This window comes from Achromobacter sp. 1011811831 (assembly GCF_059760905.1).
Genome location: NZ_JCBANG010000025.1, coordinates 1 through 13639 on the forward strand (window position 1 = coordinate 1; position 13639 = coordinate 13639).

Annotated in this window: 14 protein-coding genes; 5 read left to right on the plus strand and 9 right to left on the minus strand. The window is 69.8% G+C overall.

The features are described from left to right. Nucleotides 1-131 precede the first annotated feature (131 nt). From AC6LJ9_RS12100 to gpmA, 7 genes are all read right to left on the minus strand, one after another. Complete coding sequence (locus AC6LJ9_RS12100) at nt 132-1544, minus strand: FAD-binding oxidoreductase (protein WP_212319348.1); 1413 nt, start codon at nt 1542-1544, stop codon at nt 132-134. An 85-nt stretch (nt 1545-1629) separates the two neighbouring features. Then, entirely contained in the window at nt 1630-2337 is a 708-nt protein-coding gene (locus AC6LJ9_RS12105) for a FadR/GntR family transcriptional regulator (protein WP_212319349.1), read from the minus strand. Nucleotides 2338-2565: 228 nt separating this feature from the next. After that, nucleotides 2566-3753, minus strand: a complete 1188-nt coding sequence (locus AC6LJ9_RS12110) for a diguanylate cyclase domain-containing protein (protein WP_212319351.1) — start codon at nt 3751-3753, stop codon at nt 2566-2568. A 133-nt stretch (nt 3754-3886) separates the two neighbouring features. Then, the gene (locus tag AC6LJ9_RS12115) at nt 3887-4642 is read right to left on the minus strand and encodes a HesA/MoeB/ThiF family protein (RefSeq protein ID WP_103271423.1); all 756 of its coding nucleotides are present in this window, start codon (nt 4640-4642) and stop codon (nt 3887-3889) included. After that, entirely contained in the window at nt 4639-6081 is a 1443-nt protein-coding gene (locus AC6LJ9_RS12120) for a S41 family peptidase (protein ID WP_212319353.1), read from the minus strand. Before AC6LJ9_RS12120 ends, AC6LJ9_RS12115 begins: the two co-directional genes overlap by 4 nt. Nucleotides 6082-6188: 107 nt before the next feature. Beyond that, entirely contained in the window at nt 6189-7802 is a 1614-nt protein-coding gene (locus AC6LJ9_RS12125) for a murein hydrolase activator EnvC family protein (RefSeq protein WP_498147735.1), read from the minus strand. Nucleotides 7803-7851: 49 nt separating this feature from the next. Next, nucleotides 7852-8604, minus strand: a complete 753-nt coding sequence (gene gpmA / locus AC6LJ9_RS12130; protein WP_103271426.1) for a 2,3-diphosphoglycerate-dependent phosphoglycerate mutase — start codon at nt 8602-8604, stop codon at nt 7852-7854. 175 nt (nt 8605-8779) lie between these two features. Here gpmA and AC6LJ9_RS12135 point away from each other — a divergent pair, with 175 nt between their 5' ends. The 5 genes from AC6LJ9_RS12135 to AC6LJ9_RS12155 are packed head-to-tail and all read left to right on the plus strand — an operon-like array spanning nt 8780 to nt 12216. Further along, nucleotides 8780-9199: a rhodanese-like domain-containing protein gene (locus AC6LJ9_RS12135; protein ID WP_199770938.1), complete on the plus strand. Its 420-nt coding sequence runs from the start codon at nt 8780-8782 to the stop codon at nt 9197-9199. A 58-nt stretch (nt 9200-9257) separates the two neighbouring features. Further along, the gene (gene grxC, locus AC6LJ9_RS12140; protein WP_212319359.1) at nt 9258-9515 is read left to right on the plus strand and encodes a glutaredoxin 3; all 258 of its coding nucleotides are present in this window, start codon (nt 9258-9260) and stop codon (nt 9513-9515) included. Between the two features lie 41 nt (nt 9516-9556). Further along, nucleotides 9557-10096, plus strand: a complete 540-nt coding sequence (gene secB, locus AC6LJ9_RS12145) for a protein-export chaperone SecB (protein WP_498147736.1) — start codon at nt 9557-9559, stop codon at nt 10094-10096. Nucleotides 10097-10127: 31 nt separating this feature from the next. Continuing rightward, on the plus strand, nt 10128-11186 hold the full coding sequence (locus AC6LJ9_RS12150) for an NAD(P)H-dependent glycerol-3-phosphate dehydrogenase (RefSeq protein ID WP_498147737.1): 1059 nt from the start codon (nt 10128-10130) through the stop codon (nt 11184-11186). A gap of 37 nt (nt 11187-11223) precedes the next feature. After that, on the plus strand, nt 11224-12216 hold the full coding sequence (locus AC6LJ9_RS12155) for a Bug family tripartite tricarboxylate transporter substrate binding protein (protein WP_498147738.1): 993 nt from the start codon (nt 11224-11226) through the stop codon (nt 12214-12216). Here AC6LJ9_RS12155 and AC6LJ9_RS12160 read toward each other — a convergent pair. Both AC6LJ9_RS12160 and AC6LJ9_RS12165 read right to left on the minus strand, forming a co-directional pair. Next, nucleotides 12213-12683 (minus strand): tRNA (cytidine(34)-2'-O)-methyltransferase, encoded by a 471-nt coding sequence (locus AC6LJ9_RS12160; protein WP_103271431.1) that lies wholly within the window; start codon nt 12681-12683, stop codon nt 12213-12215. The genes AC6LJ9_RS12155 and AC6LJ9_RS12160 overlap by 4 nt on opposite strands. A 175-nt stretch (nt 12684-12858) precedes the next feature. After that, nucleotides 12859-13539, minus strand: coding sequence for a ComF family protein (locus AC6LJ9_RS12165; protein ID WP_498147739.1), 681 nt, complete (start codon nt 13537-13539; stop codon nt 12859-12861). Nucleotides 13540-13639: the final 100 nt, after the last annotated feature.

The following is a 13639-nucleotide window of genomic DNA, read 5'->3' on the forward strand; positions in this document are numbered from 1 at the left end:
GCCCCTTGCAGGGCGGCGCGGTTTTTTTGTCGCCAGACGGCGCCGGGCGCCCTCGTCCGGCGACGGCCGGCTCGGGCGAACCAGCGCGATGAGGCGCCAGGGATGCTGCCTGGAGGCGCGCGGGCGGCCGCCTACAGCAGCTTGCCCGGGTTCATGATGCCCGCTGGATCCACCAGGCGCTTGATCTCACGCATCAGCCGCAGTTCCAGCGGATCCTTGCTGTGCAGGAAGTGATCGCGCTTGAGCTGGCCGATGCCGTGCTCGGCGCTGATGCTGCCACCGTAGCGGTTGACCTCGTCCAGCACGGCGTCGGTGATGGCCGCGCCCTGCGTGGCGGCCCAGTCGCGCGGCGCGCCGGCCGGGCGCGACAGGTTGTAGTGCAGGTTGCCGTCGCCGAAGTGGCCGAAGATGAAAGGGCGGATGCCGGAGAACTGCGCCTGCAGCCGGGCCTGGGCCGAGGCCATGAAGTCCGGGATGCGCTCGATGGGCAGGGACACGTCGTGCTTCAGGTGCGGGCCGTCGGCGCGCTGCGCCTCGGAGATTTCCTCGCGCAGCTTCCACAGTCCCTGCAACTGGGCCAGCGAGGCCGACACCACCGCGTCCAGGCACAGCTCGTCTTCCAGCGCCTGGCCGATCACGTTCTCCAGCAAGGCGTTCAGCGCGGCCTCGTCGGCCGAATCGGCCAGCTCCACCAGCACATAGGCGGGATAGCGCTGGCCGAAGGGCTCCTGCACGCCTTCGGCGTGCGTCAGCACCAGGTCCAGGCAATCGCCCGAGAAATACTCGAAGGCCTGCAAGCGCGCGCCGCACTTGGCGTACAACAGCTCGAACAGGCGCAGCGCCTGGGCCGGCGACTCCACCGCCGCCAGCACCACCGAGCGCACGTCGGCGCGCGGAAACAGGCGCAGCGCCACGGCGGTGATCACGCCCAGCGTGCCCTCGGAGCCAATCAGGAGCTGCTTGAGGTCGTAGCCGGTGTTGTCCTTGCGCAGCGTGCGCAGGCCGTGGAACACCTCGCCCGTGGGCAGCACGGCTTCCAGGCCCAGCACCAGCTCGCGCGCCATGCCGTAGCGCACCACGTTCACGCCGCCGGCGTTGGTGGCGACGTTGCCGCCGATCTGGCTGGAGTCCTCGGCCGCCAGGCTCAGCGGCAGCAGCCGGCCGGCGTCCTGCGCCGCGCGGCGCAGGTTGCCCAGGATGCAGCCGGCCTCGGCCACCAGCGTGTTGGCGATGGTGTCGATGCCGCGCACGGCATTCATGCGATCCAGGCTCAGCACCACGTTGGCCGCGCCCTGGTCGGGCGTGGCGCCGCCGCACAGGCCGGTATTGCCGCCGCGCGGCACCACCGGCACGCCGGCCTGCTGGCACAGCGCCAGGCAAGTGGCGACCTCTTCGGTGCGGCGCGGGCGCACCACCGCCTGGGCGCGGCCGTTGTACAGGCCGCGCCAGTCGGACAGCCAGGGCGCGATGTCCTGTTCGGCGGTGGCGACGGTGTCGGGGCCCAGGGCCTGGACCAGGCGTTGGGCGAAATCGGTTGAGCTCATGAGGAGTGCCTGGAAACGGTGGAACTAGCGGTGGAGAGTAGGACTGGTCGGAAACGAATCGGGTCGATGACGGGACAGCGGCGCGCTACGGCGCGTCCTTCGCCAGCGCCAGCTGCAATCGCGCGGCGGCTTGCCGAAGGTGCCCCACGGCCGCCTGGCGGGCGGCGACGGCGTCCTGCGCCCGGATGGCTTCGAACACCGCCACATGCTCCTGGTGCACGGCAACGCTCAGTCCGGCCTGTTGGCGGCTGTTGGCGCGCGCCGCGCCCACGGCCTGGCGCAGTTGCAGGTTCAGGTAGCGCAGCAGGTCCGCGTAATGACTGTTGTGCGTGGCGGCGGCCACGGCCAGGTGGAACGAGATGTCGTTTTCGACGCCCTGCTCCGGGTCTTCGAGGTGCCGCTCCAGCCTCGCCAGCGAGTCGGCCATGGCGGCCAGGTCGGCGTCGTCGCGGCGCAGCGCGGCCAGCGCCGCGGCGCCGCCTTCGAGTTCCATGCGCAGCTCGTACACGCTGGCCAGCTGTTCGCGGCTGGCGGCGATGCTGTCCGACAACAGGAAGCCCTGCGCGCCGGTGCGCGAGGTGACGGTGCAGCCGGAGCCCTGGCGGCTCTGGATCAGGCCCTGCGCGCGCAGGCGCTCGGTGACTTCGCGGATCACCGCGGCGCTGACGCCGTACTGTTCGGCCAGCACGCGGCCGGACGGCAGTTTGGCGCCAACGGGATGCACGCCCTGGGCAATGTCGGCGGCGATCTGGCGGGCGACCTGTTCGGTCAGGGTCAGGGAAGGCGTCAGCATGCCGCGATTATAGGCATATTTTTCAGGTTATCTGATAACTTTTCTAGACAGCGCCCGCTTTTCCCAGCAGACGAGCGGCGTCCACGACGGCGAAGTCCGGGTGGCGGAGAACGCTGCCCTGGCCGGTCCCTGCCCTATCCTGGCCCTATCCTGGCTCTATCCTGGCCCTATCCTGGCTCTATCCTGGGCCTATCCTGGGCCTATCCTGGGCCGATACCGCGGCCCGCCTCAGGCCGCCACGACGTCGCCCTCCTGTTGCGCGGCGTCGTCCTCGAACGCCCCGGCGACGGCGCAGCAGCGGCCGCCCTGCGCCTTGGCCCGGTACAGGGCGGCGTCGGCCGCGTCCAGCGCGGCCTGGGCGTCGCGGTTGTTGCGCGAGATGATGCTGATGCCGATGGACAGTCCCACGCTCACGCGCGTGCCGTCGGCCAGCGCGATCGGATGCGAGACGTCCTGCAGCAGGTGTTCGCCCAGCCGCAGCGCGGCCGGCGCATCGATGCCGGTGACCAGCACGATGAACTCGTCGCCGCCCATGCGCGCGGCCACGTCGTCCACGCGCAGCATGCCGCGCATGCGGTCGGCGATGGTCTTGAGCACCTGGTCGCCAGCGGCATGCCCATGGGTGTCGTTGATGATCTTGAAATCGTCCATGTCCATGTACAGCAGCGCGGCGGGCGTGTCGTGCTCGCGCGTGCCGGAGCAGATGCGCTCCAGCGCCGACTGCAGTCCGGCCCGGTTGGCCAGGCCGGTGAGCACGTCCTCGCTGGCGCGGCGATCGTTCTCGCGCTCGGACAGCATGGTGGACACCAGGATGCGATTCAGCCGGTGCGAGGCGATGCTCATGCTGACCAGGTAGAACGGAATCTGGATGAAGACAATGGCGGTGACCGCCTCGCCGGTGAACAGCGCCCCCAGGCACATCGGCCCCAGGCTCAGGAAGATCATCGCCGCGACCAGGCGGGGCGCGCCATAGTTGCGGAAGCAGATGCCGCCGGCCATGGCGCCGCAGGACACGCCGGCCAGCGTGGCCGAGAGCCAGTCGCCATTCAGGAAGGTGACGAAGACGCCATAGCCCACGCTGAAAGCCCACAGCAGCGCCAGCAGGATGTAGACGTCGGTATGCGTGTTGCCGCCGTGCCGCGCGGCGCGCAGCGCCGAGCGCAGCACCATGACCCGCACGGCGGCCAGCGCCAGCTCCAGGATGAGCCAGGACAGGTACAGCGGCTCGGGCCGGCGCCAGGCGACGATGCCGGAGATGAGCACGGTGTTGATGACGCCGCCGGCGAAGATGGGCAGCGTTCCGAACAGGCTGGCCAGCAGGGCCGCGCGGATGTCGGCGGGCGTGCCATGGCCGGCGTGCGTCAGCCAGCGCGTCAAGCGCCACGCAGGCAAGCTGAACTTCAGTCCCGTATCCACCACTCTCGCGCCCCCGGCCCGGATCCACGGGCAGGCTGCGGTTATAGCAGGGATTTTTCAGTCCATACATTGGCCGCAAGGCCAATAGCACGCCGGTGAAACCGACTGAAGCCGATGCGGCGCGAGGGAATTTTCAGGCGGGCCGATGTCCGCAGACCGGACATTCCGGGTCGCGCTGCACGTTGACGCTGCGCCACTGCATGGTGCGCACGTCCAGCCATTGCAGCCGGCCCGACAGGCTTTCGCCGACGCCGGACAGCAGCTTCAGGGCCTCGGCGGCCTGCATGCTGCCGATGATGCCGACCACGGGCGCGAACACGCCCATGGTGGCGCAATTGGCCTGCTCGACGTCATCGGCCTCGGGGAACAGGCAGTGGTAACAGGGCGCCTTGTCGTCGCGCAGGTCATAGACGCTGACCTGACCGTCGAAACGGATGGCGGCGCCCGAGACCAGCGGCTTGCGGTGCTCGACGCAGGCGCGGTTGATGGCGTGGCGGGTGGTGAAGTTGTCGGTGCAGTCCAGCACCAGGTCGGCGGCGGCCACCGCGTCGGACAGGGCCTGGCCCTGCAGGCGCTCGACGCGCGCATGGACGCGGGCCTGCGGGTTGAACGCCGCCAGCATGTCGCGGCCGGACTCGGCCTTGGGCCGGCCCACGCTGGCCGTGGTGTGCAGGATCTGGCGTTGCAGGTTGCTCAGTTCGACGACGTCGTCGTCGGCCAGCGTGATGTCGCCCACGCCGGCGGTGGCCAGGTACAGCGCGGCGGGCGAGCCCAGCCCGCCCGCGCCGACGATCAGCACCCGCGCCGCCAGCAGTCTTTCCTGCCCCTCGATGCCGAGTTCGTCGAGCAGTATGTGGCGGGCGTAGCGCAGCAGTTGCTCGTCGTTCATTTTTCCTTGCTGGGCTCGACTCCGGTCGGCGTGATCTTCATGCGCTGCGCCGGGCCGCCGACCTTGGCGTCGGCCTTGGCCTGGGCGCGGGCCGAGCCCTTCTGCACCGGCTTGCCGGCCAGCAGGTTCAGCGCCTGCTGCAGCTGGAAGTCGTCCTTGCCGCCGAATTCGAAGATCTTGGCCGGCAGCTCGACGTTTTCCTGGTCGGCGCTGGACTTCACCTCGTTGGTGGTCTGCTGGTTCGACAGGTGGCGTTGAAGGTCGGCTTCGCGCGGCAGGCGGAACAGGTCGCCGTCGGCGGTGTCGGCCACCACGTAGTCGGGTTCGATGCCGGTGGCCTGGATGGAACGGCCGCTGGGCGTGAAGTAGCGCGAAGTGGTGAGCTTGACCGCGGTGCTCTCGGACAGCGGCAGGATCACCTGCACCGAGCCCTTGCCGAAGGTGCGGTTGCCCAGCACCTTGGCGCGCTTGTGGTCCTGCAGCGCGCCGGCCACGATCTCGGATGCCGAGGCCGAGCCGACGTTGACCAGCACCACCATCGGCACGGTCTTGGTCCAGGCCGGCAGGCCCGACAGGTAGTTGCTTTCGCCACGCGCGTATTCCGACGGCGAGGCCAGGTACTTGTGGCGGGCGTCGGGCGTGCGGCCGTCGGTCGAGACCACCAGGGTCTCGGGCGGCAGGAAGGCGCCGGACACGCCGATGGCGCTGGTCAGGAGACCGCCCGGGTCGTTGCGCAGGTCCAGCACCAGGCCCTTGGGGGCATCCTTGGCGCCCAGGTCCTTGAGCTGCTTGGCCAGGTCGACGCCGGTCTTTTCCTGGAACTGGGCGATGCGGACGTAGCCGATGCCGTTGTCCAGCATCTTGCTGCGCACGCTGCGCACCTTGATGATGTCGCGCACGATCTTCAGCACGATGGGCTGGGGACGGTCGGCGCGCATGATGGTCAGCGTGATCGGCGACTTGGGCGCGCCGCGCATGAGCTTGACCGCTTCGTTCAGCGACATGCCCTTGGTGGGCGTGTCGTCGATCTTGATGATGAGGTCGCCGGCCATCACGCCGGCGCGGGCGGCGGGCGTGTCCTCGATGGGGGAAATGACCTTGACGAAACCGTCCTCGGCGCCGACCTCGATGCCCAGGCCGCCGAACTCGCCCTGCGTGGCGGTCTGCATTTCGCGGAAGGCCTCGGCGTCCAGGTAGGCCGAGTGCGGATCCAGATTGGACACCATGCCGGAGATCGCGTTGCTGATGAGCGTCTTGTCATCAACCGCTTCGACATAGTTGTTCTTGATCGCGGCGAAGACGTTGCTCAGCTGCCTGAGCTCGTCCAGGGGCAGCGGGCTGCCGCGCTGGGCCACGGCGGATACGCCGACGCTCAGCAATACGCCTGCCACCGCACCGGTGGCGATCAGTCCGAAACCGCGAAATTTGCGAGTGCCCATGCACACTTCCCGAATTTTGTTTTCGCCGGAGGGAGCCGCAAGCGTGCCGGCTGTCCTACGGATGTACCAACGAGTGGCTGCCAATAATGTACTGAACTGGTACTGATCTACTGCGCCAGCCACTGGGCCGGGTCGACAGGAGCGCCGCGATGGCGAATTTCAAAGTATAGGCCGGATTCCACTTGGCCGCCGGTCGCCCCGACCAGGGCGATGGTGTCGCCGCCGCCAACCGGATCGCCCACCCGCTTGAGCAGGCTCTGGTTGTAAGCATAGACCGTCAGATATTGCTGCCCATGATCCACAATGATGAGGTTGCCGAAACCGCGCAGCCATTCGGCGTAGACCACCGTGCCGGGCGCGACGGCCTTGACCGGCGTGCCCTCCGGCGCGCGCAGCACCACGCCGCGCCAGACACCGCCGTCGGGACGGTCGACGCCGAACCGGCCCTGGACCTGCCCGCGCACCGGCATGGGCAGGCCGTGCTTCAGGCCGTTGCCGCCGCCGACCACGGGGCGCGTCGTCTGCTGCGACACGGATGCGGTCCGGGTTGGAGCGCTGTCGGCCTCGACCGGTTCCGGCTTGGATTCCGGTTTTTTCGCCGGTTCCGTCGGCTTGGCCGACGGCGTGTCGGCCGGGCCGGTCAGGCGGGTATGCGACTGGCGATCGGCCGGACGCAGGCCGGCGGCGTCCGGGTCGGCCACGGCGACCGGTCCGCGCTGCTGGCGGGCGGCGGCCTCGACCTGCTCGCGCGCCCGGGCCGCGTCCTGCGCATCCTGCGCATCGCGGTTGCGGCGCGCGTCGGCCGCCGCCTTGCGCTCGGCCTCGGCGCGGCGCGCTTCGTCGGCTTTCTTGCGGGCGTCCTCGGCGCGGCGCTCGGCCTCGGCCTTCTTGCGCGCTTCCTCGGCCCGACGCGCCTCTTCGGCGCGGCGCGCTTCCTCGGCCTTCCTGCGCGCCTCTTCCGCGCGGCGGGCCTCCTCGGCCTGCTTGACGATGGCCGCGTCCAGGTCGGTGATCAGGCGCGACAGGCGCTGGTCGTCCCGACCCAGCTTGTTGGCCTCGGCGCGCTGGGCGGCGATCTGCCCTTCCAGCTGGGCCAGCAGCGTGGAGCGTTCTTTCTGCTGACCGACCAGGGCGGTCTTCTGCTCGGTGGTTTCGGCCACCACTTTTTCGATCTCGGCGCGACGGGCGTCGGCCTTGCCCTGCAACGCGGCCAGCCGGTCGATGTCGGCGCGCAGCGCCTGCACCGCCTGGGCGCGGGCCTGGGACACGTAGTCCAGGTAGCCCAGGTTGCGGCCCAACAGTTGTGGATCGTCGCCGGACAGCAGCGCCGTCCAGGGCGACAGGCCGCTGGTGTACTGGGTGCGCAGCTGGTCGGCCAGCTCGACGCGGCGCTTGGCCAGCGTCGCCTGCTGGGCGCCGATCTGCTTTTCCAGGCTGCCCAGGTCGGCCTGGGCCTGGCGGTTGGCCTCGGCCAGCTCGCGCAGCCGCAGGTTGATGCGGGAAATGGAGGATTCGGACTGTTTCAGCGCGTCAGCCGCTTCCTTGCGGGCGGCCTCGCGCGTGTCGATGTCCTTTTGCAGGTTCTCGATGCGGTCGCGCAACTGGGCCTGCTGGCGCTCGGCCTCGGACTGGCGCCCGGCCAGGTCATTGGGCGCGGCGCGGGCCGAAAGCGCTCCACCGGCCAGAACGACCGCCAACAACAACCCCGACGCGCGACGCATGACTGAACCTGTTTCCACCTGATGGAGGAGCCCTTTCGGGCCCTTGTCCTTAGTCCTTCTTGGCCTTGCCCTGGGCCGCCACGGCGGCCATGGCCGCCTCGATCTCGGCGGCATCGCCCAGATAATAGTGGCGGATCGGGCGCAGGTCATCATCCAGTTCATAGACCAGCGGCTGGCCCGTGGGGATGTTCAGGTTGACGATGTCGTCGTCCGACACATTGTCCAGGTGCTTGATCAGCGCGCGCAGGCTGTTGCCGTGGGCGGCGATCAGCACGTTGCGGCCGGCGCGGATGGCCGGGGCGATGGACTCGTTCCAGAACGGCAGCACGCGCGCCACGGTGTCCTTCAGGCACTCGGTGGCGGGCAGTTGGTCGGCCGGCACCTTGGCGTAGCGCTTGTCGAAGCGCGGGTGGCGCTCGTCGTCCAGCGCCAGCGGCTCGGGCGCGATGGCATAGGCGCGGCGCCAGACCAGCACCTGCTCGTCGCCGTACTTGGCGGCGGTCTCGGCCTTGTTCAGGCCCTGCAGGGCGCCGTAGTGGCGCTCGTTCAGGCGCCAGGTCACACCGACCGGGGTATACATGGCGTCCATCGCGTCCAGGGCGATCCACAGGGTGCGGATGGCGCGCTTGAGCAACGAGGAGTAGGCCAGGTCGAAGGTATAGCCTTCTTTCTTGAGCAGTTCGCCGGCCTTGCGGGCCTGTTCGCGGCCGGTGTCGGTCAGGTCGACGTCGGTCCAGCCGGTGAAGCGGTTTTCCAGGTTCCACTGGCTTTCGCCGTGGCGCATCAGAACGAGTTTATGCATGGCTAGTCACGCGCAAGCGCGGGTTAAAGTTGGGAAATGCGGTTGAACAATGCGCTCATTTTATAATTGAGCGATTTTGCCCTTGATTTTGCCCGGGCGCACCCGCAGATTTGCCCTGCGGCGCCTGTCCGGGCTTGTCGCTACCAAGGCTAGCCGCCGCACTTCAGGATGCTCCGTGGATCTTCTGCAATTCTTGCTCGATAAAAACAACGTCTTCATCGTCGCCGTGGCCGTGGTGTCCGGCATCATGCTGATGGTGCCCGCCCTGCGTAAAGGCCGGGCCGGCTCCGCCGTGAGCACCTCCGAAGCCATCCAGATGGTCAACCAGCGCCAGGCGGTTTGGGTCGACGTGCGCCCGGCCGAGCAGTTCCAGGCCGGCCACATCGCCCAGGCCCGCAGCGTGCCCGCCGCCGACCTGGAACAGAAGGCCGGCAACCTGCCCAAGAACAAGCCGCTGATCGTGGTCTGCGACAATGGCCGCGATTCGGCCCGCGCCGCCGCCAAGCTGCGCGCCCAGGGTTACGCCGACGTGGTGCCGCTGGACGGCGGCATGCGCGCCTGGCTGGCCGCGAGCCTGCCGGTCACGCAGAAGTGATCCCGGGGGCCTCGCCCCCAGCTCTCCGCCACACGGTTCACGATACGCAGGAACGCCCATGAACAAAGTTGTCATGTACAGCAAGGATTATTGCCCCTACTGCGCCCGCGCCAAGGCGCTGCTGGAGCAGCGCGGCGTGGCCGACCTGGAAATCATCCAGATCGACCGCGATCCGGCACAGCGCGACGTCATGATCGAGCGCACCGGCCGCCGCACCGTGCCCCAGATCTTCATCGGCGACACCCACGTGGGCGGCTGTGACGACCTGATGGCGCTGGATCGCGCGGGCGGCCTCGCGCCCCTGCTCAACGGCTGACCCTCTTATATTTTTGCCCCCTCCTACCAACGGAAACACTCATGGCTGACCAGAACCAAAACACCCAGCAAGAAGGCGGCAACGACGCGCCCTCGTTCAACCTGCAGCGCGTCTACCTGAAAGACCTCTCGCTGGAAATGCCGAATGCGCCCCACGTCTTCCTGGAGCAGGAAGCACCCCAGGTGGAAGTGAGCATCGCCGTCGGCGGCCAGCGCCTGGCCGACACCGTGTTCGAAACCACGGTCACGGTCACCGTCACCACCCGCATCAACGACAAGGTGGTCTACCTGGTCGAAGGCACCCAGGCCGGTATCTTCGAAGCCGCCAACATCCCCGAAGAGCAGCTGGATCCGTTGCTGGGCATCGTCTGCCCGACCATGCTCTACCCGTACCTGCGCGCCAACATCGCCGACGCGATCACCCGCACCTCGATGCCCCCGCTGCACCTGACCGAAGTGAACTTCCAGGCCCTGTACGAGCAGCGCCTGGCCGAACTGGCCCAGCAGCAAGGCTCGGCCAACGGCAACGGCGCCAGCGGCGACTCGGGCATCATCCTGCCCCCCAGCGCGACCCGCCAGTAAGGCTGACCCGCGCAACCCCAGGGACCGCCCCATGACCGCTTCCGCCTCGCCCAGCCTGCGCGTCGCCGTACTGGGCGCGGGAAGCTGGGGCACCGCCCTGGCGGCGGCCTCCAGCCGCCGCCACCCCACCGTGCTCTGGGCGCGCGACGCCGCCCAGGCGGCCGCTCTCGCGGCCCGGCGGGAAAATGAACGCTACCTGCCCGGCATTTCCCTGCCGCCGGCACTGCAGTATTCCAGCGACCTCGACGCCACGCTCGCCAGCCTGCGACAGGACGGCGGCGCCGGCCTGATCGTGCTGGGCGTGCCCGTGGCCGGGCTGGGCGCCATCTGCGCCGAGCTGGCAAGCCGGCTGCCCGCGCTGGGCCTGCAAAACACCCCCATCGTCTGGACCTGCAAGGGCTTCGAAGCCGGCACCGCCCGCCTGCCGCACGAGATCGTGCGCGAAGCGCTGCCGCAGGCCCGATGCGGCGTGCTGTCCGGGCCGTCCTTCGCGCGTGAAGTCGCGCAGGGCCTGCCGGTGGCGCTGACCATCGCCAGCAGCGCCGCGCCCGTGCGCGATCGCACCATCCAGGCTTTCCATGGCGCCGCGCTGCGCGTGTACGCCAGCGCCGACCTGGTCGGCGTGGAGGTCGGCGGCGCGCTCAAGAACGTGATCGCCGTCGCCTGCGGCATCGGCGACGGCCTGGCGCTGGGCACCAATGCCCGCGCGGCGCTGATCACCCGCGGCCTGGCCGAGATGGCGCGACTGGGCGTGGCCCTGGGCGCGCAGGCCGAGACCTTCTCCGGCCTGACCGGCCTGGGCGACCTGGTGCTCACCGCCACCGGCGAACTGTCGCGCAACCGCCGCGTGGGCCTGGAGATCGGCGCCGGCCGCAAGCTGGCCGACATCCTGGCCAGCGGCATCACCGCCGAGGGCGTGCGCTGCGCCCAGGCCGCGCTGGACCGGGCGCGCGCCGCCGGCGTCGAGCTGCCCATCACCGAAGCCGTCTGCGCCGTGCTGTTCGAAGGCGTGGCCCCGATGACGGCGGTGTCGGCGCTATTGGCGCGCGACGCCCGCTACGAAAGCGCGGACCCGGCCGCCACCCCATAACAAGACCCACGTCACGACCCTCCTGGAGACTCCATCCATGTCGCAAGCCCGCAAGTTCCGGGTCGGCCGCCTGCTGCGCGGCCTGTGCCTGAGCCTGGCCGCCGTCCTGCCCGCCGCCGCCCACGCCGACTGGCCCGACCACCCGATCCACCTGGTGGTGCCCTTCCCGCCAGGTTCCTCGCCCGACATCCTGGCGCGGACGATCTCCGAGCCGCTATCGCAGGCGCTGGGCCAACCCATCGTGGTCGACAACAAGCCGGGCGCCGGCGGCAATATCGGCACCCGCATCGTGGCGCAGGCCAAGCCGGACGGCTACACGCTGCTCTACACGATCAACGGCCCGCTGGTCACCGCCCCCACGCTGTACAAGAAGACGCTGGGCTACGACCCCCTGCGCGACCTGGCGCCCGTCTCGCTGGTGGGCACCAGCCCCAACGTGCTGGTGGTGCCGTCCAGCCTGCAGGTCGACAACGTCAAGGACTTCGTCAAGCTGGTCAAGAGCCGCGGCAACTCGCTGAACTACGGTTCGGTCGGCCCCGGCAGCTCGGCGCACCTGGCGATGGAGATGTTCAAGGAACGCGCCGGCGTCGACCTGGCCCACATCCCCTACTCCGGTTTCCCGCAGGTCATCACCGCCATCATCGGCGGCGACGTGCAGGCCGGCTTCATGGTGCCCGCCATCGCCGTGCCGCAGACCCGCGACAACAAGGTCAAGCTGCTGGCCGTGACCAGCCTGGAACCCAGCGCCGCCCTGCCGGGCATTCCGACCATGGCCGCGCAGGGCTACCCGGATTTCGAGGCGATCTCGTGGAACGCGGTGCTGGCGCCCGCCGGCACGCCCACGCCCGTGATCGAACGGCTGAATTCCGAGCTGGCCCGCATCATCGACAGCCCGGCCGTGCGCAAGCAGATGGAACTGCAATACTTCACGCCCGCACCGTCCACGCCGGAAGCGCTGACCAGCCGCATCAAGAATGAAAAAGCGCGCTGGGACCAGGTGATCCAGAAGCTGAACCTGTCGCTGGATTAGGACCCGCCGTCGTAACCCTGCTGACGCCAGGCCTCGAACACGGTCACCGCGACCGCGTTCGACAGGTTCAGGCTGCGCTGCCCGGCGCGCATGGGCAGCCGCAGCCGCTGCTGCGGCGGGAACAGCGCCTGATGTGCGTCCGACAGCCCGGCCGACTCGCGGCCGAAGACGAACACGTCGCCCGGCTTGAAGGCCACATCCGCCACGCTGCGCTGTGCATGCGTGGTCAGCGCATAGATGCCGGCGGGGGCCGCGCCCGTGTCGGCCAGCGCCTCTTCCAGCGTGTCGTGCACCCGCACCGGCTGCCACTCGTGGTAGTCCAGGCCTGCGCGGCGCATGCGCGCATCGTCCAGCTCGAACCCCAGCGGCCGCACCAGATGCAACTGCGCGCCGGTATTGGCGCACAGGCGGATGGCGTTGCCCGTGTTGGGCGGAATCTCGGGGCAGACGAGGATGACGTGGAACATGGGCAGGAAAAAAGTCAGGGGAAGCAAACGTGCAAGCAAGGGCGCGAGTCGGACCGCGCCCGTGCGGAATTGTCGCCGATTTCGGCTCGGCGGCCGGCCATGGCCCGACCGATACCCGCAGCCAGGAATGCGTCCTTGCCGCCGCCGAACAAGCGCGGCCACCAGCCCGGGCCGCTCACGACCCGCGTCCCGGCGTGCGCGCGGCGGCCAGCACGGTCACGCTGAGCGCGCCGGCCGCCAACAGGGCCCGCGCGGCGGCCTCGGCCGTGCTGCCCGTGGTCATCACGTCGTCCACCAGCGCCACGTGCCGGCCGTGCACGCCCTGCCCGCGAAACACGCCGGCCAGACCGGCGCGGCGCTCGCGCCGGCCCAGCCCCGCCTGCCGCGGCGTCTCGCGCAGGCGCAGCAGCGCGCCATGCCGCAGGGGCAGATCCAGCGCCTCGGCCAGGCTGCGGGCGATCTCCATGGCCGGGTTCATGCCGCGCCGACGCAGCGAGGCCCGGCTGGCCGGCACGGCGGCCAGCACCGCATCGGCAGGCAGGGGCGCCTCCCGCGCGACGGCCGCCCCCAGCAGGCGCGCGAGCACCGGCGCCAGCGACAGGCGCAGCCGGGTCTTCAACTGGCTGATCAGGGCCACGCCCGGCGGCTCGTAGTCGAATGCCACGATGGCGCGCAGGTAGGCGGGCGGCCGGCCCAGGCAGCCCGCGCACAGCGGGGCCGGCTGGCGCAGGCGCTGCGCGCAGCGCGGACAGCGCGCGCCCGGTTCACGGCAGCTGCGGGTGACGTCGGCCTCGCAGCCCGCGCACAGCCGCGCGCCCCGCACCCGCGCGCCGCATAGCGGGCAATCGCAGCCCATGGCCGACGCCAGCCGCGACAACAGTTGTCGGCCGGCGCGTCGTAGGGGAAATCGGGGCCGGCGGCCCGGATGCGCAATAATGTCTGCCATCCCGTCATCA